The organism is Pseudomonas sp. HLMP, assembly GCF_046365545.1.
GTDB lineage: Bacteria > Pseudomonadota > Gammaproteobacteria > Pseudomonadales > Pseudomonadaceae > Aquipseudomonas > Aquipseudomonas guariconensis_B.
Genome location: NZ_JBDLLR010000001.1, coordinates 1,757,766 through 1,775,538, shown reverse-complemented (window position 1 = coordinate 1,775,538; position 17,773 = coordinate 1,757,766). Strand labels below are relative to the sequence as shown.

14 protein-coding genes and 1 pseudogene are annotated in these 17,773 nt (G+C 65.6%); 7 read left to right on the top strand and 8 right to left on the bottom strand.

All coding sequences use genetic code 11. The features are described from left to right. Positions 1 to 7 precede the first annotated feature (7 nt). The 7 genes from ABFA30_RS08385 to pcaR form a co-directional block, all read right to left on the bottom strand. Positions 8 to 1,360, bottom strand: a complete 1,353-nt coding sequence (locus tag ABFA30_RS08385; protein ID WP_410045331.1) for a 3-carboxy-cis,cis-muconate cycloisomerase — start codon at positions 1,358 to 1,360, stop codon at positions 8 to 10. 9 nt (positions 1,361 to 1,369) lie between these two features. Continuing rightward, positions 1,370 to 2,659: an MFS family transporter gene (locus ABFA30_RS08380; protein ID WP_225788030.1), complete on the bottom strand. Its 1,290-nt coding sequence runs from the start codon at positions 2,657 to 2,659 to the stop codon at positions 1,370 to 1,372. A 163-nt stretch (positions 2,660 to 2,822) separates the two neighbouring features. Beyond that, positions 2,823 to 4,028, bottom strand: a complete 1,206-nt coding sequence (pcaF, locus tag ABFA30_RS08375; RefSeq protein WP_225788186.1) for a 3-oxoadipyl-CoA thiolase — start codon at positions 4,026 to 4,028, stop codon at positions 2,823 to 2,825. Further along, positions 4,025 to 4,804 carry a CoA-transferase subunit beta gene (locus ABFA30_RS08370; protein WP_253080366.1) on the bottom strand — a complete coding sequence of 260 codons (780 nt, stop codon included), beginning with the start codon at positions 4,802 to 4,804 and terminating at the stop codon, positions 4,025 to 4,027. The genes pcaF and ABFA30_RS08370 overlap by 4 nt, the downstream gene beginning before the upstream one ends. After that, positions 4,801 to 5,661, bottom strand: a complete 861-nt coding sequence (locus tag ABFA30_RS08365; RefSeq protein WP_225788028.1) for a CoA transferase subunit A — start codon at positions 5,659 to 5,661, stop codon at positions 4,801 to 4,803. Before ABFA30_RS08365 ends, ABFA30_RS08370 begins: the two co-directional genes overlap by 4 nt. A gap of 181 nt (positions 5,662 to 5,842) precedes the next feature. Then, complete coding sequence (locus ABFA30_RS08360) at positions 5,843 to 7,189, bottom strand: MFS transporter (RefSeq protein ID WP_225788027.1); 1,347 nt, start codon at positions 7,187 to 7,189, stop codon at positions 5,843 to 5,845. A gap of 343 nt (positions 7,190 to 7,532) precedes the next feature. Then, positions 7,533 to 8,408, bottom strand: a complete 876-nt coding sequence (pcaR, locus tag ABFA30_RS08355; protein WP_225788026.1) for a pca regulon transcriptional regulator PcaR — start codon at positions 8,406 to 8,408, stop codon at positions 7,533 to 7,535. Positions 8,409 to 8,971: 563 nt separating this feature from the next. Here pcaR and ABFA30_RS08350 point away from each other — a divergent pair. Both ABFA30_RS08350 and ABFA30_RS08345 read left to right on the top strand, forming a co-directional pair. Beyond that, the gene (locus tag ABFA30_RS08350; RefSeq protein WP_225788025.1) at positions 8,972 to 9,172 is read left to right on the top strand and encodes a hypothetical protein; all 201 of its coding nucleotides are present in this window, start codon (positions 8,972 to 8,974) and stop codon (positions 9,170 to 9,172) included. A 344-nt stretch (positions 9,173 to 9,516) separates the two neighbouring features. After that, positions 9,517 to 10,989 (top strand): inorganic phosphate transporter, encoded by a 1,473-nt coding sequence (locus ABFA30_RS08345; protein WP_253080365.1) that lies wholly within the window; start codon positions 9,517 to 9,519, stop codon positions 10,987 to 10,989. Between the two features lie 118 nt (positions 10,990 to 11,107). Here the strand turns inward: ABFA30_RS08345 and ABFA30_RS08340 are convergent, their stop codons facing one another. Beyond that, on the bottom strand, positions 11,108 to 12,583 hold the full coding sequence (locus ABFA30_RS08340; RefSeq protein ID WP_225788023.1) for a helicase HerA-like domain-containing protein: 1,476 nt from the start codon (positions 12,581 to 12,583) through the stop codon (positions 11,108 to 11,110). 168 nt (positions 12,584 to 12,751) lie between these two features. Between ABFA30_RS08340 and ABFA30_RS08335 the strand changes: the two are divergent. The 5 genes and pseudogenes from ABFA30_RS08335 to ABFA30_RS08315 form a co-directional block, all read left to right on the top strand. Next, a pseudogene (locus ABFA30_RS08335) lies at positions 12,752 to 13,768 on the top strand (cache domain-containing protein); the annotation flags it as partial. Positions 13,769 to 13,861: 93 nt separating this feature from the next. Continuing rightward, positions 13,862 to 14,626, top strand: coding sequence for a methyl-accepting chemotaxis protein (locus ABFA30_RS08330; protein ID WP_410046035.1), 765 nt, complete (start codon positions 13,862 to 13,864; stop codon positions 14,624 to 14,626). Between the two features lie 177 nt (positions 14,627 to 14,803). Further along, on the top strand, positions 14,804 to 15,925 hold the full coding sequence (locus ABFA30_RS08325) for a glycosyltransferase family 4 protein (RefSeq protein WP_410045330.1): 1,122 nt from the start codon (positions 14,804 to 14,806) through the stop codon (positions 15,923 to 15,925). Further along, complete coding sequence (locus ABFA30_RS08320) at positions 15,918 to 16,679, top strand: DUF2334 domain-containing protein (protein WP_410045329.1); 762 nt, start codon at positions 15,918 to 15,920, stop codon at positions 16,677 to 16,679. The genes ABFA30_RS08325 and ABFA30_RS08320 overlap by 8 nt, the downstream gene beginning before the upstream one ends. Continuing rightward, positions 16,676 to 17,668 (top strand): lysylphosphatidylglycerol synthase transmembrane domain-containing protein, encoded by a 993-nt coding sequence (locus ABFA30_RS08315; RefSeq protein ID WP_225788019.1) that lies wholly within the window; start codon positions 16,676 to 16,678, stop codon positions 17,666 to 17,668. The genes ABFA30_RS08320 and ABFA30_RS08315 overlap by 4 nt, the downstream gene beginning before the upstream one ends. The last annotated feature ends 105 nt before the right edge of the window (positions 17,669 to 17,773 follow it).

Sequence of the window (17,773 nt, the reverse complement as noted above, 5' to 3'; positions counted from 1 at the left end):
GTCTCCTTCAGGCAGTGAAACGTTGGTGTTCAGCCACGGCGCGTGCCACCCAGACGCGGGCCTGGCCGAGGTAATGGGCAGGGTCGAGCAAACGGTCGAGCGCTTCGGCAGACAACTGCGCAGTGACCTGCGCATCGTCGCCGAGCACGGCGCGCAGGTGGCGCTGTTCGGCCACGGCACGCTGGCAGCATTGTTCCAGCAAGTGATGGGCATGGTCGCGCCCCAGGCGTTGGGCCAGGACGATGCTAACCGCCTCGGCCAGCACCAGGCCCTGGGTAAGGTCGAGGTTGCGGCGCATGCGCGCGGCATCCACCTCCATGCCCTCGACGATCGACTGGGCCTGGTGCAGGGCGCCAGAGACCAGGCAGCAGATTTCCGGCAGGGTTTCCCACTCGGCATGCCACAGGCCCAGGCTGCGCTCGTGCTCCTGGGGCATGGCCGCCAGCAAGGTGGCGACGAGGCCCGGCACACGGGTGGCGGCACCGATCAGCACCGCCGCCCCCACCGGGTTGCGCTTGTGCGGCATGGTCGAGGAACCGCCCTTGCCCGGTGCCGCCGGCTCGAACAGCTCCCCAGCCTCGGTCTGCATCAAGAGGCTGACGTCACGGCCGAACTTGCCCAGGCTGCCGGCGACCATCCCCAGCACCGTGGCGAACTCCACCAGGCGGTCACGCTGGGTGTGCCAGGGCTGCTCGGGCAGGGCCAGCGCCAGTTGCCCGGCCAATGCCTCGGCCACCGGCAAGGCCTTGCTGCCCAATGCCGCGAGCGTGCCGGAAGCACCGCCGAACTGCAGGCACAGCAAGCGCGGGCGCAGCGCCTGCAGGCGTTGGCGATGACGGGTCACCGCCCCCAGCATGCCGGCCAGCTTCATGCCCAGGGTCACTGGCGTGGCATGCTGCAACCAGGTGCGCCCCACCAACGGCGTGTCGGCGTGCTGCAGGGCCTGGCGGGCCAGGCTGTCGGCCAGCCTGGCCAGGTCCGCTTCGATCAATGCCAGGGCGTTACGCAGTTGCAGGACCAGCCCCGTGTCCATGGCGTCCTGGCTGGTGGCCCCCAGGTGCACGTAGCGCTCGGCCTCGGGCACGCCACTGGCGACCACCTTGCCCAACGCCTTGACCAGCGGGATCGCCGAGTTGCCGGCGATGGCGATGGCCTCGGCCAGGGCACGAGGATCGTAGCGCTCCGCCTGGCAGGCGGCCTCGATGGCCGCCACCGCGCTGTGCGGCACCAGCCCGACGGCCGCTTCGGCGCGGGCCAGGGCTGCCTCGAAGTCGAGCATGCCCTGCAGGCGGCCACGGTCGGAGAAGATCTCGCGCATGGCCGGCGCGGTGAAGTAGGCGTCGAACAGCTGGTTGCTCATGAAGCGTCCTCAATGATCGTGGTGCAGGTACGCCGCCTGCTTCGGCAGGCGCAGGCTGAACAGGAAGGCCACGGCCATCATGGCCGTCACGTACCAGTAGAAGGTGTTCTCCATGCCCAGGGTTTTCAAGCCCAGGGCCACATATTCGGCCGAGCCGCCGAACACTGCGTTGGCCACGGCATAAGCCAGCCCCACTCCCAGGGCACGCACCTGCGGCGGGAACATCTCGGCCTTCACCAGGCCGCTGATGGAGGTATAGAAACTGACGATGCACAACGCCAGGGTCACCAGCACGAAGGCCATGATCGGGCTGGTCACGGTCTTCAGCGCCATCAGCAGCGGCACGGTGAACAACGTACCCAGGGCGCCGAACAGCAGCATGGAATTACGCCGGCCGATACGGTCGGAGAGCATGCCGAAGAAGGGCTGCATGCACATGTACAGGAACAGCGCACCGGTCATCACGAAGCTGGCATTCTTGGCATGCATGCCGGCCGTATTGACCAGGTACTTCTGCATGTAGGTGGTGAAGGTGTAGAAGATCAGCGAACCACCGGCCGTGTAGCCGAGCACCGTGACGAAGGCCGCGGCGTGGTTGCGAAACAGCCCGCCGATGGACCCGGCGTCCTTGTCCTGTCGGGTTTCGGCGCTGCTGGTTTCCTTCAGCGAACGGCGCAGCATCAGCGAGATCAGCGCGGCGACGGCGCCGACCACGAAGGGAATGCGCCAACCCCAGGCACGCAGTTCGTCCTCGCTGAGCATTTGCTGCAGGATCACCACCACCAGCACCGCCAGCAACTGGCCACCGATCAGGGTCACGTACTGGAACGAGGCGAAGAAACCGCGCTGCCCGCGCAAGGCCACCTCGCTCATGTAGGTCGCGGTGGTGCCATACTCGCCCCCCACCGACAGCCCCTGCACCAGCCGCGCGAACAGCAGCAGGGCCGGCGCCCAGGTACCGATGCTGGCATAGGTCGGCAGGCAAGCGATGAGCAGCGAACCGGCGCACATCATCAGCACCGAGATCATCAACGAATTCTTGCGCCCGTGGCGGTCGGCCAGGCGGCCGAAGATCCAGCCACCGATGGGCCGCATCAGGAACCCGGCGGCGAACACGCCGGCGGTATTGAGCAGTTGCACGGTGGGGTCGTCGGAGGGGAAGAAGGCCGGGGCGAAGTAGATCGCGCAGAAGGCGTAGACATAGAAGTCGAACCATTCCACCAGGTTGCCCGAAGAGGCACCGACGATGGCGAAGATCCGCTTACTGCGCTCTTCGCCGGTGTAATAGGCTGAGGTCATGGCGTTTCACTCCTGGAGGGTCACTGCCTAGTCTAGACACACTTAGTAACACTCTCGTTCCGCTATCACCTAGGCAGTACCCGTGGGGCCTGGCAGAGCGCTGAATCTGGGGGCTGCCTTGCAGCTCCCAGACAGGTATCGGAGCGGGCCCGACACCACGCGGTCAGACCCGCTCGATGGCCAGCGCCAGCCCTTGGCCAACGCCCACGCACATGGTCGCCAGGCCCTTGCGCCCGCCGCTCTTCTCCAGTTGATGCAGCGCCGTCAGCACCAGCCGGGCGCCGCTCATGCCCAGCGGGTGGCCGAGAGCGATGGCGCCGCCATTGGGGTTGACCTGCGGCGCGTCGTCCGCCACGCCCAGCTCGCGCAGCACCGCCAGGCCCTGGCTGGCGAAGGCTTCGTTGAGTTCGATGACATCGAAGTCCGACACCGCCAGGCCAAGACGCTCGGTCAGCTTGCGCACCGCCGGCACCGGGCCGATGCCCATCACCCGAGGCGCCACGCCACCACTGGCCATGCCCAGCACCCGCGCGCGCGGGGTCAGCCCATGCTGTTTCACCGCCTCGGCGCAGGCCAGGATCAGCGCGGCGGCACCGTCGTTGACACCCGAGGCATTGCCGGCGGTGACGGTCTTGTCCGGGCCGTTGACCGGCTTGAGCCTGGCCAGGGCTTCCAGGGTGGTTTCCGGGCGCAGGTGCTCGTCCTGCTCGACGACGGTCTCGCCCTTGCGGTGGACGATACGCACCGGGACGATCTCTTCGGCGAAGAAGCCCGCCGCCTGGGCCGCGGCGGCCTTCTGCTGGCTGCGCAGGGCGAAGGCGTCCTGGTCGGCACGGGACACCTGGTAGTCATCGGCCACGTTGTCGGCGGTCTCGGGCATGGCATCCACGCCGTACTGGGCCTTCATCAGTGGGTTGACGAAGCGCCAGCCGATGGTGGTGTCCTCGAGCTTCATGTTGCGCGACCAGGCATTCTCGGCCTTGCCCATGACGAACGGCGCCCGCGACATCGACTCGACGCCGCCCGCGATGGCCAGCTCCATCTCGCCGCTGGCGATGGCGCGAAAGGCGGTGCCGACGGCATCCATGCCCGAGGCGCACAAACGATTGAGGGTCACGCCCGGGACGCTCTGCGGCAGCCCGGCCAGCAGCAGGGCCATGCGTGCCACGTTGCGGTTGTCCTCGCCGGCCTGGTTGGCGCAGCCGAGGAATACTTCGTCGAGCTGCGACCAATCGACCTGCGGGTTGCGTTCGACCAGCGCCTTGAGCGGCACTGCGGCCAGGTCGTCGGCGCGCACGCCGGCCAGGGCGCCGCCGAAGCGGCCGATGGGGGTGCGAATGGCATCGCAGATGAAGACGTCGCGCATCAGGCTTCTCCTGCCTTCTGGCCGTGGGCGGCGGCGGTACGGGCTTCCAGGTCACGCAGGGCCGACAGCTCGACCTCGGAAGGTTCGGCGGTGGTCTGCACGTTCTCGGCGAAACGGATCGGCCAGCCGGTGGCGGCGACGATCTGCTCGCGGGTCACACCCGGGTGGATCGAAGTGACCACGAACTCGTGGGTACCGGCTTCCGGCTCCATGATGCACAGGTCGGTGATGATGCCGACCGGGCCGTCACCCGGCAGGCCCAGGCGCTTGCGCGAATCGCCGCCCTCGCCGTGGCCGACCGAGGTGATGAAGTCCAGCTTGTCGACGAAGGCCCGCTGCGACTGCTTGAGGATGATCAGCACCTGCTTGGCGGAACCGGCGATCTCCGGCGCACCGCCGGCGCCCGGCAGGCGGGTCTTCGGTGCGTGGTAGTCACCGACCACCGTGGTGTTGATGTTGCCGAAGCGGTCGACCTGGGCCGCGCCGAGGAAACCGACATCGATACGCCCGCCCTGCAGCCAGTAGCGGAAGATCTCGCCGGTGGGTACCACGGTGTCGGCGGTCTCGGCCAGCTCGCCATCGCCGATGGACAGCGGCAGCACACTGGGCTTGGCACCGATCGGGCCGGATTCGTAGATCAGCACCACATCCGGCGACGAGGTCAGGCGCGCCAGGTTGGCGGCCTTGGACGGCAGGCCGATGCCGACGAAGCAGACAGCGCCGTTGCGCAGGCGACGGGCAGCGGCGACGGTCATCATTTCGGAAGTGGAATAGCTCATTGCGCAGCCTCCGCGGTGCTGGCCAGCTTGGCCTTGAATTCGTTGAAGTCGGCGGTGCCACGGATGTAGGTATCGATCCAGGCGGTGAACGACTCACGGTTGCGGGCGATCGGGTCCCAGGCCTGGTAGAAGCGGTTGTCGCGCTCGTAGTAGCCATGGGCGTAGGACGGATGGGCGCCACCGGGCACCAGGCAGACCGCGCTGATCGCCCAGGTCGGCAGGACGCAGGCGTTCATCGGCGCCTGCAGGTCGTCGACGATCTCCTCGACGGTGACGATGCAGCGCTTGGCTGCAAGAGCAGCTTCCTTCTGCACGCCCAGGATGCCCCACAGCAGCACGTTGCCCTTGCGGTCGGCCTTCTGCGCGTGGATCACGGTGACGTCTGGCCGTACCGACGGCACGGCGGCGAGCACTTCGCCAGTGAACGGGCAGGTGACGCTCTTGATCAGGGGGTTGACCTTCGGCAGGTCGGAGCCGGCGTAGGCGCGCAGCACTGCGAACGGCAGGCCCGAGGCACCGGCGACGTAGGCGTTGGCCAGGTCGGCGTGACTGTGCTCCTCGATCTCGATCGCGTGGGGCCAGTGTTTCTCCACTGCATCGCGCAGGCGGTGCAGCGAGCCGACACCTGGGTTGCCGCCCCAGGAGAAGATCAACTTGCGGGCGCAACCGGCACCGATCAGCTGGTCGTAGATCAAGTCCGGGGTCATGCGCACCAGGGTCAACTCCCGCTTGCCCTGGCGAATGATCTCGTGACCGGCGGCGGTCGGGATCAGGTGGGTGAAGCCTTCGAGGGCGACGGTATCGCCATCCTGGATGAATTGCTTCACGGCGTCGTGAAGCGGGAGGATTGCAGCCATGTGGAGACTCCTGGTCAGGGTGCTACGTTGAGCTCAGATTAAGGAGGCTGGCGGGTCGCTTACAATCCGATAATCGCACTTTCGTTCGATTATCGAACAATTTGTTGCTCTACTATTTAGTATTCGCGCGATCGACAGAAGCCCGTAGGGCGCGGATAGCTGATGGCTGATGCCCCTGAAATCAGGTCGCGTCAGCGTGACTCACCCTCCCTTTCACGATCACCCCCACCGTCGCCAGCGCCGCCGGTACCAGCAGCGCCGTCAGCACCTGCTCGAAATTCCATCCCAACCCCAACAGCGTCGCACCGCTCCAGGCCCCCAGGATCGCGCCGAAACGGCCGATGCCGAGCATCCAGGACACCCCGGTGGCTCGCCCTTGGGTCGGGTAGAACCGCGCCGCCAGCGATGGCATGGCCGATTGCGCACCGTTCACGCACATACCGGCGATCAGCACCAGGGTGGCAAGCAAGGTGATGTTGCCCAGGCTCTGCCCCACCGCGTAGGCGAACACCCCGGCCAGCAAGTAGAAGATGCCGATGACCTTGTGCGGGTCGAAGCGGTCCATGGCCCAGCCCACCGCCACCGCGCTGAGTACCCCGCCGAACTGGAACAGCGCCCCGATGAACGCCGCCTGCTCCAGGCTGGCGCCGCTGTCGCGCATCAGGGTCGGCAGCCAGCTGGTCAGCAGGTAGACGATCACCAGGCCCATGAAGTAGGTCAACCACAGCAGCACGGTGCCCAGGCCATAGCTACCGGAGAAGATCACCGCAAAGACATTGCGCGCCGCCACCACCTTCTGCTCCGGCACGCTGAAACTGGCAGCCTGGGCCACCACGCCTGGCGCGATAGGCGCCAGGGTCTTGCGTACCCGGTCATTGCCCCGGTTGCGTACCACCAAAAAGCGCGCCGACTCCGGCAGCCAGGCCATCAGCACCAGGGCCAGCAGCAACGGCAGCACGCCACCGATCACCAGCAGGCTGTGCCACCCATAGGCTGGGATCAGCTTGGCGGAAATGAAGCCCCCACCGGCCATCCCCAGGTTGAAACCGCAGAACATGCTGGTCACCAGCAGCGACTTGAGCCGCTCAGGGGTGTATTCGGACAGCAGCGTGGTGGCATTGGGCATGCCGGCGCCCAGCCCCAGGCCGGTCAGGAAGCGCAGCACCAGCAGTTGGTCGACATTGCTGGCGTAGGCCGAGGCCAGGCTGAAGCCGCCGAAAACCAGTACCGCCCCCACCAGCACGCCCTTGCGCCCGAAGCGGTCGGCCAACGGCCCGGAACCCAGGGCGCCGAATACCATGCCGATCAGCGCGGCGCTCATCACCGGGCCCAGGCTGGCGCGGTCGATCCCCCATTCCTGGGACAGGGCCGGGGCGATGAAGCCCATGGCAGCGGTGTCCAGGCCATCGAGGAAAACGATCAGGAAACACAGGATCACTACCCGCCACTGGTAGCGGGACAGTGGCTGGCCGTTGATGAACGACTGGACGTCGAGGCAATTTCCGACAGCGGTTTGCGGGTTGTTCATTGTTCTTGTCCGGAAAATGGGCGCAGGCAGTCCACTGCACGCGAGAACGGCGCAGGGAACGGCGATGGGACGTGGAACGGCTGGCGATCAGCCGGAAGATGGCCATGCTGCAAGCGGGTGCGGCCGCGGCAGCGAGGGGGCAGTGGTCATGGATGCGCCTCGGGTGTTGTTATTGTCCGGTCGGCAGGGCCGACCGCTGCGAGAGACATTAATCAGCGCCTGGGGCCTGCGCAATTCGCTGGAGGCGAGACTGTGCGTTTATCGAACAGGAAACACGGGGATCTGTTCGAAATGCGTTACCCATGGGGCTGCTCTGCAGCCCCAGATGCTTCAACACTGCCTATCAACCAAAAAGCTGATGGCACAGGTCGCGGCTAGCCGCCAACAGGATCGGCAGGAAGCGCTGCTCCAGTTCACTGCGGCTGACCCGGCCGACGTGGGTGCTGACATTGAGCGCAGCCAGCACCTGCCCCGAGGCGTCGTAGATCGGTACGGCGATCGAACGCAAGCCCTGCTCCAGTTCCTGATCGACCACGCACCAGCCCTGGGCGCGTACCTGCTGGATGCAGGCGAACAGCGAGTCGGGGTCATGCAGGGTGCGGCTGGTACGGGCCTTGAGGTCGGCACGCTCCAGGTATTCCCGCAGGCTGGCGTCGTCCAGCGCGGCCAGCAGGATCCGTCCCATGGACGTGCAGTAGGCCGGCAGGCGCCCCCCCACCGACAAATCGACCGAGATCAACCGCTCCACCGTGGCCGAACGGGCAATGTAGAGAATGTCGTCCCCCTCGAGGGTCGCCATGTTGGCCGCTTCGTGCAATTGATCGCTGATACGGTCCAGGTACGGCTGCGCAGACACCGCCAGGGGCGTGGACGACAGGTAGGCGTGGCCGAGGGTCAGCACCTTGGGCAACAGCGAGTAGGTCCGCCCGTCAGTGGTGGCATAGCCCAGCTTGATCAATGTATGCAGGCACCGACGTACCGCCGCCCGGGGGATCTCGGTGCGATGGCTGATCTGGGCGATGGTCAGGTGGCGCTTGCGCTCCTGGAACGCCTGGATGACCGCCAGGCCCCGGGCCAGGGAGGTCATGAAGTCCGGGTCGCCAGTGAACGCCTGGATACGCTTGGCCGGCGACGCCACGATCGGCGGGGCCAACGCGGGGGCGGTGGGGCGCGCAGGTTCCTGGTTTTCGCGATCCGTGGCCTGGGTGTCTTCGCTCATGGCTAACCTCAAAAAATCCGTCGTTCGTGCGATTATCGAACCAACGGCCGATAATCGCAATTGACCGCTGACACTTTTGCTTATACCTTTCTCCTGCCACATGTGGCTTCTTTGGAGAGACTGGTCAGGTACCCACCGTAGAAGTCCCCAGGCACGGCCTCGCTACCCGCGAGGCCGTTTTTCATTCCCCTTCTATTTCGAACGAACTTTCGGCAGACCTGCGCCTCCAACTTCATGAGGCAGAAACGGAACATGCCGACGGTCACAAGAGCAACTTCCAACTGTTTGCCCGTTATCGATAAAGAACGGTAGCCATTGACTTGCCGATTGCTATAATCGAATCCGCTGGCCCGGTCCGATCATTCGGCGCGGCCCACCCCGTCGCCCCATCGAGTTACCGCCAGCAAGCCAGGTGCAAGGCTCAAGGCCTATTTCCATTTTACGAGTCATGCACCGCATGGATACTGTCGCTGCAACAGCCTGTTCGCTCTGGCGACGCAGCCGCATGCGTAACTTCGCATGACGTGGCCAGGGCAAAAACGTCAACATAGTCGGGTATTACTGTGACGAAAGAAGAACTGCGCGCGGAACTCGAGCGCCAGGCTGAACGTTACCAAGAAGTCTACGGTGGCGAAGTCACCACCTATGCCGCGCAACCGGAACCGGAACGCAAACCGTGGCGCAAGCGCGCCACCGTCCAAGACCAGGTCTTTGCCCAGGAACTGGAAAAAATGGAAAAGGAACTGCGCAGCGAGCAGTCCTGAGCCCTTCCCGTTCCAGTGGCCTGTATTGGCCAGCTCGCACTCGGCCTCGGCACCAGCGGCCTCCTGCCTCTGGTGCAGGCCGATCTTTACCGTAACGCCATGGATGAAATGGAATTACACAAATTTCATACGGACGTTTGATTTTTTCCCCGCTCGCCAAATTTTCACTTTTTCGATGATTTTCAACGACTTTCAAGCACATTAAGCGCCGCTAACCTTTGTTGGTGCCCCGCCTCGCCCACTTCGCCCTCTGCTTCGAAGACGCCATCGGTCAGTCGCAGGTGCATCGATTGCCAAGGTTTTCTGGCATAATCGCGCCCCCCTAAGACCGCCAGAAAACCTTCATGATCGATTTATTCAGCGGATTGGATGCCTGGGTGCTGGTGAGCCTGCTGCTCGCCCTGACCTTCGTGCTCGCATTCGAGTTCATCAATGGCTTTCATGACACCGCCAACGCGGTAGCCACCGTCATCTATACCAAAGCCATGCCACCACACCTGGCCGTATTCTTCTCCGGCGTGTTCAACTTTCTCGGGGTTCTGCTGGGCGGTGTCGGGGTGGCCTATGCCATCGTCCACCTGCTACCGGTCGAGCTGCTGATCAATGTGAACACCGGGCACGGCCTGGCCATGGTCTTCTCCTTGCTGGCCGCGGCCATCACCTGGAACCTGGGCACCTGGTATTTCGGCATCCCCGCGTCCAGCTCCCATACCCTGATCGGCTCGATCCTCGGCGTGGGCCTGGCCAACGCCCTGATCAACGAGATCCCGCTGGGCGACGGCGTCAACTGGCAGAAGGCGATCGACATCGCCCTGTCGCTGGTGGTCTCGCCCATGGCCGGCTTCGCCGTGGCGGCCCTGGTGCTGATCGGCCTGAAGTGGTGGCGCCCGCTGTCGAAGATGCACAAGACCCCGGAGCAGCGCCGCAAGCTCGACGACAAGAAGCACCCGCCCTTCTGGAACCGCCTGGTCCTGGTGATCTCGGCCATGGGCGTGAGCTTCGTGCACGGCTCCAACGACGGCCAGAAAGGTATCGGCCTGATCATGTTGGTGCTGATCGGTATCGTCCCGGCGAAATTCGTCCTCGACCTGAACAGCACCACCTACCAGATCGAGCGTACCCGCGATGCCACCCTGCACCTGAGCCAGTTCTACCAGCGCAATGCCGCCACCCTGGGCGAGTACCTGGCACTGGGCAAGGCCATCCCGAGCGACCTGCCAGAGCAGTTCAGCTGCAACCCGCAGCAGACCGAACCGACCATTACCGCCCTGCAATCGTCGCTGGCAGGCGTGACCGACTACCGTGCCCTGAGCGCGGAGAAGCGTGTCGAGGTACGTCGCTACCTGCTCTGCCTGGACGACACGGCGAAGAAGGTCGGCAAGCTGCCTGGCCTGGATGCCCGTGAAAAGGCCGACCTGGACAAGCTGCGCAAGGACCTGACCGCCACCACCGAATATGCCCCGTTCTGGGTGATCGTGGCCGTCGCCCTGGCGCTGGGCCTGGGTACCATGGTGGGTTGGAAGCGCGTGGTACTGACCGTCGGCGAGAAGATCGGCAAGCAGGGCATGACCTATGCCCAGGGCATGTCGGCACAGATCACCGCCGCTTGCGCCATCGGCATGGCCAACGTGTTCAGCCTGCCGGTATCGACCACCCACGTACTGTCCTCGGGCGTGGCCGGTACCATGGTAGCCAACAAGAGCGGCCTGCAAGGCGGCACGGTGAAGACCATCCTGCTGGCCTGGGTACTGACCCTGCCGGCCTCCATGGGCCTGGCCGCGGGCTTGTTCTGGCTGGCGTCGAAGTCGATCAGCTGAACCGATCGCTGTTGCAGGAAAAGCGCCCCAAGGGCAATGCCGGTCAGTTAAGACTTTCAGTTGTCATTTGGGGCGGCTTCGCCCCCCATCGCCGGCAAGCCGGCGATGGGGGGTTAGCTCAACGTCGCTTGCCCCCCAGCAGCGACCCCATCAGCCCCCGCACCAATTGCCTGCCCAGCTGGTTGGCCGCCTGCCGCACCGCCGACTTGATCGCCTGCCCCGCCGCGCTTTGCAAAAACTCTCCCGCCTTGTCAGCGAAACTGTCCTCGTCAGCCTTGGGCTGCGGCACCGGCTCCACCGGTTCGCCCTTGCGTGCCATGAGCATTTCATAGGCCGACTCGCGATCGATCGGCTTGTCGTAACGCCCGGCCAACGGCGAGGCGGCGACCAAGGCACTGCGTTCGGCCGCGCTCAATGGCCCGATCCGCGACTGCGGCGGCGCCACCAGTACCCGCTGGACCTGTTCCGGCGTTCCCTTGTCCTGCAAGGTGCCCACCAGCGCCTCGCCGATACCGAGTTCGGTCAACACGCTCAAGGTATCGAACGCCGGATTGGGGCGGAAACCATCGGCCACGGCCCGGAGCGACTTCTGCTCCTTGGCGGTGAAGGCGCGCAGGCCATGCTGGATGCGCAAGCCCAACTGCGCCAATACCGCATCCGGCAGGTCGCCCGGCGACTGGGTGACGAAGTACACGCCTACCCCCTTGGAACGAATCAGCCGCACGACCTGCTCGAGGCGGTCTTGCAATGCCTTGGGGGTGTCGTTGAACAGCAGGTGCGCCTCGTCGAAGAACAGCGCCAGCACCGGCTTGTCGGCATCGCCCCGCTCGGGCAACTGTTCGAACAGCTCCGCCAGCAACCACAGCAGGAACGTGGCATACACCTTCGGCGCCTCGTGCACCAGGCGGCTGGCATCGAGCAGGTGGATGCGCCCACGGCCGTCGCTGTCCGGACGCAACAGGTCTTCCAGTTGTAGGGCCGGCTCGCCGAACAGCGCCTCGGCGCCCTGCTGCTCCAGGGTCGCCAAGCGGCGCAGCAAGGCCTGGGTGGAAGCGCTGGTCATCAGTGCGCTGTCTTCGCCCAGCAATTGGGGGTTGTCCTTCAGGTGCGCCAGCAAGGCCTTGAGGTCCTTCAGGTCCAGCAACAGCAGGCCCTCGCGGTCGGCCACCTTGAAGGCGGCATACAGCGCGGCCTGCTGGCTGTCGCTCAACTCGAGCAAATTGCCCAGTAACAGCGGGCCCATTTCGCTGAGCGTGGTGCGCAACGGATGACCGGACTCGCCGGCGATATCCCACAAGGTGACCGGATAAGCCTGCGGGCGATGCGCCAGCCAGGGCATCCCGGCGATGCGCTCGGCCACCTTGCCCTGTGGCGTGCCGGCAGCACCGAGGCCACACAGGTCACCCTTGACGTCGGCGGCGAACACCGCCACACCGGCATCGCTGAAGATCTCGGCCAGGTGCTGCAGGGTCACCGTCTTGCCTGTACCGGTGGCACCGGCCACCAGGCCATGGCGGTTGGCCAGGCGCATGGGCTGGCCCACAGGCTGGCCGTCCGGGCCTGCTCCTACAACTATTTGCGAAGAATCTGACATCTTCTTTCTACCTCTCCTCAAGCTTTGCCGCCTATCGGCCGATATCCCATCGTGATTTCCCCCTGAAAGACAGGAACAACCCGAAAAGGACCCCGGTGATTGTTGCACTGTTTTCCAAGCTGCCTTCGTGCGAACGACCCGATAAAACCTTAGCGGACCCGATACGCCATGAACAAAAGCCTTCGCTTCAGCCACAAGATCCTCTTGGCGGCCTCGCTGATCGTGATACTCGCGTTCAGCCTGTTCACCCTTTACAACGATTACCTCCAGCGTAATGCGATTCGCGAGGACCTGGAGAACTATCTGGCTGAAATGGGCGAGTCCACCTCGACCAACATCCGCAACCTCTTCGAAGGCCGTATCAAGCTGGTGGAGAACCTGGCCCAGAACATTGCCCAGGATCCCGCCAACGCCGAAACCCTGATGGGCCAGAATGCCCTGATCTCAAGCTTCCTCACGGTCTACCTGGGCAAGGTCGACGGCGGCTTCAGCGTGCGTCCCGACGCGCCGATGCCCGACGGCTACGACCCGCGCGTACGCCCCTGGTACAAGGACGGCATGAACGCCAGCGGCGCGATCCTCACCGAACCCTACATCGACCTGACCACCAACAAGATGGTCATCGGCATCCTCAGCAAGGTGTCCAGCAGCGTCGGCGTGGTTGGCGGCGACCTGACCCTCGATGGCCTGGTGGAGATCATCAACTCGCTGGACTTCGGCGGCATGGGCTACGCCTTCCTGGTCAACGACCAAGGCAAGATCCTGGTCCACCCGGACAAGGCGCTGGTGATGAAGTCGCTGTCGGACCTGTTCCCGCAGAACACGCCGAAACTCTCCAACGACCTGACCGAGGTCCGCTCCGACGGCCAGGACCGCCTGCTGACCTTCACCCCGATCAAAGGCCTGCCTTCGGCCAACTGGTACATCGGCCTGTCGGTGGACAAGGACAAGGCCTTCTCCATGCTCAGCAGCTTCCGCACCTCGGCGGTGATCGCTACCCTGGTCGCGGTGGTCATCATCATCGCCCTGCTCGGCCTGCTGATCCGTGTATTGATGCAACCGCTGCACGCCATGACCCGGGCCATGGAAGACATCGCCCAAGGCGAAGGCGACCTGACCAAGCGCCTGCAGATCCACCAGCATGACGAGTTCGGCATCCTCGGCAGTGCCTTCAACCGCTTCGTCGAACGCATCCACAGCTCGATCCGCGAAGTGTCCTCGGCCACCGAGCAGGTCAACGAAGTGGCCCTGCGGGTGATCAGCGCCTCCAACTCGTCGATGGCCAATTCCGACGAGCAGTCCAACCGCACCAACAGCGTCGCCGCGGCCATCAACGAGCTGGGCGCCGCGGCCCAGGAGATCGCCGGCAATGCCGCCCAGGCCTCGCAACACGCCACCTCGGCGCGCCTGCTGGCCGAGGAAGGCCAGCAGGTGGTGGAACGCAACATCGAAGCGATGAACCGCCTGTCGGACCTGATCGTCACCTCCAGCGCCCACATCGAGACGCTCAACAACAAGACGGTGAATATCGGCCAGATCCTCGAGGTGATCACCAGCATTTCCCAGCAGACCAACCTGCTGGCGCTCAATGCGGCGATCGAGGCGGCACGTGCCGGCGAGGCCGGCCGTGGTTTCGCCGTGGTCGCCGACGAGGTGCGTAACCTCGCCCACCGCACCCAGGAGTCGGCGCAGCAGGTGCAGAGCATGATCGAGGAGCTGCAGGTCGGTGCCCGCGAGTCGGTCGAGACCATGGACCAGAGCCAGCGCCACAGCCACGACAGCATGGCGATCGCCAACCAGGCCGGCGAGCGCCTGGGCAGCGTGACCCAGCGCATCGGCGAGATCGACGGCATGAACCAGTCGGTGGCCACCGCCACCGAGGAGCAGACCGCCGTGGTCGACTCGATCAACATGGATATCAACGAGATCAACATGCTCAACCAGGAAGGCGTCGAGAACCTGCAGGCCACCCTGCGCGCCTGCGCCGACCTCGAACAGCAGGCCACCCGCCTCAAGCACCTGGTCGGCAGCTTCAGGATCTAGCGGCAAGCAAAAGCAAAAGCAGGGGTGTGCGCACTCCTGCTTTTTCTTGCCGCTTGAAGCTTGCTGCTCACAGCCGCCCCCGATCGAACAAACTATCCTTCAGGAAGGTCAACCTTTAGGCGCGTCATCGCCGGCCCATAGCGGCCGGATGACAGACCCGAAGACGATCCCGGAGGGATGCTGATCGTGCACATCGCTGACATCACCATGTTCTACGCCCCGGCCAGCGGCGGCGTACGTACCTATCTTGATGCCAAACACCGCCGACTCGACGCCAAGACCGGCGTCCGCCACAGCCTCTTGATCCCCGGCCCCAGCGCCAGCCACGCCGATGGCATCTACCAGGTGCCGGCGCCTCCCCTGCCTTTTGGCAACGGCTACCGCTTCCCGGTACGCCTGGCCCCCTGGTGCAACGTGCTGCGCCGCCTGCAGCCCAACCTGATCGAAGTGGGCGACCCCTACCTCACCGCCTGGGCGGCCCTGGAAGCACGGCGCAAGCTCGACGTGCCGGTGATCGGTTTCTACCATTCCGACCTGCCGCTGCTGGTCAGCAACCGCATGGGCAACTGGTTCACGCCCAATGTCGAGGCCTACGTCAGCAAGCTGTACGGCAATTTCGACCGGGTCCTGGCACCGAGCCAGGTGATGGCCGACAAGCTGCGCCGGCTGGGGGTCAGGGATGTGCACGTGCAACGCCTGGGCGTCGACCTGGCCACCTTCAACCCCGAGCATCGCGACCCACACCTGCGTACCGAACTGGGCATTCCCGACACCACCCGCCTGCTGGTGTTCGCCGGCCGCGGCTCGCGAGAGAAGAACCTGCCGGTGCTGCTCGACTGCATGCGCCACCTGGGGCGCCACTACCACCTGCTGCTGGCGGGCTCGAACATGCCAACCAATGTGCCGGACAACGTCAGCGTGATCGACGCGTTCTGCCCGCCCGAGGAGGTCGCGCGGCTGTTCGCCAGCGCCGATCTGCTGGTGCATGCCGGCGACCAGGAGACCTTCGGCCTGGTGATCCTCGAAGCCATGGCCAGCGCCACGCCCGTGGTGGCCGTGCGCGCCGGTGCCTTCGGCGAGATCGTCAACGAGCAGTGCGGCCGGCTGTGCCGCCCCAACGACGGCCAGGCCATGGCGCAGGCCGTGCGCGAGACCTTCGAGGCCGGCGTGCGCCAGCTCGGCGCCCAGGCCCGCCGCCACGTGGAGCAGCACTACTCCTGGGACACCGTGGTCAACGGCCTGCTGGAGCACTACCAGGCGGTCCTTGGCCACCTGCCGCAGGTCCGCGCCCATGCCTGAGGCCACCTCGCCACGCAGCCTGATGCTGGTGCTGCACGACGTCGCGCCTGAGACCTGGCCCGACTACCAGCCCTTCGTCCAAGCCATCGACGCCCTCGGCAATGTGCCCATGACCTGGCTGGTGGTCCCGGACTTCCACCACCGCAACGCCCTGGGCCGCTCGCCGACCTTCTGCCGCCTGCTCGAACGCCGCCTGGCACAAGGCGACGAACTGGCCCTGCATGGCTACTACCATGCCGACGACGGCCCGCCGCCACGCAGCCCCGGGGAGTACTTCATGCGCCGGATCTACACCCATGAAGGTGAATTCTACGGGCTCGACGAAGGCGAGGCCTTGCAGCGCCTGGAGGCCGGCCTGGCGCTGTTCGGCCGCCAGGGTTGGCCGGTGGAAGGCTTCGTCGCGCCCGCCTGGCTGATGAGCGAAGGCACACGCCAGGCCCTGCGCCGCCTGCCCTTGCGCTATACCAGCACACCGCAGCACCTGTACCGCCTGCCGACATTCACCGCCATCGAGGCGCCGGGCCTGGTGTGGAGTGCCCGCAGCCCCTGGCGCCGCGGCTTGTCGAGGATGCTCTGCGACTGGCAATGCCGGCGCTGGCGCCAGGCCAGCACCCTGCGCCTGGGCCTGCACCCGGTGGACATGCGTCATCGCGCGTCCCGCGACTACTGGCTGCACACCCTGCTGGCGCTACGGGCGCAAGGCCGCGAGCCACTGACCAAGTCCGCCTGGCTGGACCGCCAGGCCAGGGCATGAACCGCCTGGGCTGGCTGGGCCTGGCACTGCTGTTGGCGGTGCTGGTCCCGGCCCTGCTCGGTGGCAGCGACCTGCTGCCCCGGCTGAAAACCTTCGCCCCCGGCCTGATGCTGATGCTGCTGGGCATGATCTTGCTGTGCTGGGTCATCAACGCCCTGCGTCTGCGCCTGCTGCTCGGCCAGCAAGGTACGCGGCTCGGGCGAGTGCGCAGCCTGGGTGTAGTCATGGCCACCGAGTTCGCCATCTGCACCACCCCAGGCGGTAGCGGCGGGCCCCTCACCCTCATGGCCCTGCTGGCCCGCGAACGCATCGGTCCGGCGCGCAGCGGCGCGGTCTTCGCCATGGACCAGTTGAATGACCTGGTGTTCTTCTTTTGCGCCATGCTGGCGATCGCCGGCTACGCCCTGTTCCACAGCCTGGGGCACAGCCAGGAAAGCATGCTGCTCGGCAGCGCGTCGCTGCTGTGCGTGGTGCTGGCTGGGGTGCTCGGGCTGCTGCGCTACCGGCGCCGGGTGATGCGCCTCAACGGCCGCCTACTGCGCCGGCTGGGCATGTCACGCCTGCGGCGGCGGCGCTGGGCGCGCAAGCTGCTGCATTTCAGCCATGCCCTGGCCGACACCTGGCGTCTGCCCAAGCGCACCCTGGCCCTGGTGTTCACCCTGACCTGCGCGCACTGGAGCCTGCGCTACAGCGTGCTGTACCTGGTGTTGAGGGGGTTGGGCGTAGAGCTGTCGTGGATACCGAGCTTCCTGGTGCAGATGCTGTCGCTCAGCGCCGGCCAGTTCAGCCTGCTGCCTGGTGGCGCCGGGGCCGCCGAGCTGACCTCGGCGAGCCTGCTGGCGCCGCTGGTGGGCAGTTCGACGGCGGCGGCGGCGATCCTGATCTGGCGCGCCGTCACCTATTACTTCTACCTGATCGCCGGTGGGCCGGTGTTCGTCTGCCTGCTGGCGCGTCCACTGCTGGAGCGCTGGCGTCGCCAGGCGGATTGAGCTGGCGCCAGAGTTCGGCGGCACCGGCGAAATCGGTGCCGGCATCGTCGCCCAGGGCGTCGAGATCGAAGCGGGCCAGGCAGCCCTCGCCCAACGTCGGCGGTG

Excerpts from the sequence above, each read along its gene's own strand:
- ABFA30_RS08385 (WP_410045331.1), bottom strand. The coding sequence starts at position 1,360 with ATGAGCAACCAGCTGTTCGACGCCTACTTCACCGCGCCGGCCATGCGC.
- ABFA30_RS08380 (WP_225788030.1), bottom strand. The coding sequence starts at position 2,659 with ATGACCTCAGCCTATTACACCGGCGAAGAGCGCAGTAAGCGGATCTTC.
- ABFA30_RS08370 (WP_253080366.1), bottom strand. The coding sequence starts at position 4,804 with ATGAGCTATTCCACTTCCGAAATGATGACCGTCGCCGCTGCCCGTCGC.
- ABFA30_RS08365 (WP_225788028.1), bottom strand. The coding sequence starts at position 5,661 with ATGGCTGCAATCCTCCCGCTTCACGACGCCGTGAAGCAATTCATCCAG.
- ABFA30_RS08360 (WP_225788027.1), bottom strand. The coding sequence starts at position 7,189 with ATGAACAACCCGCAAACCGCTGTCGGAAATTGCCTCGACGTCCAGTCG.
- pcaR (WP_225788026.1), bottom strand. The coding sequence starts at position 8,408 with ATGAGCGAAGACACCCAGGCCACGGATCGCGAAAACCAGGAACCTGCG.
- ABFA30_RS08345 (WP_253080365.1), top strand. The coding sequence starts at position 9,517 with ATGATCGATTTATTCAGCGGATTGGATGCCTGGGTGCTGGTGAGCCTG.
- ABFA30_RS08340 (WP_225788023.1), bottom strand. The coding sequence starts at position 12,583 with ATGTCAGATTCTTCGCAAATAGTTGTAGGAGCAGGCCCGGACGGCCAG.
- ABFA30_RS08330 (WP_410046035.1), top strand. The coding sequence starts at position 13,862 with ATGGCCAATTCCGACGAGCAGTCCAACCGCACCAACAGCGTCGCCGCG.
- ABFA30_RS08325 (WP_410045330.1), top strand. The coding sequence starts at position 14,804 with ATGCTGATCGTGCACATCGCTGACATCACCATGTTCTACGCCCCGGCC.
- ABFA30_RS08320 (WP_410045329.1), top strand. The coding sequence starts at position 15,918 with ATGCCTGAGGCCACCTCGCCACGCAGCCTGATGCTGGTGCTGCACGAC.
- ABFA30_RS08315 (WP_225788019.1), top strand. The coding sequence starts at position 16,676 with ATGAACCGCCTGGGCTGGCTGGGCCTGGCACTGCTGTTGGCGGTGCTG.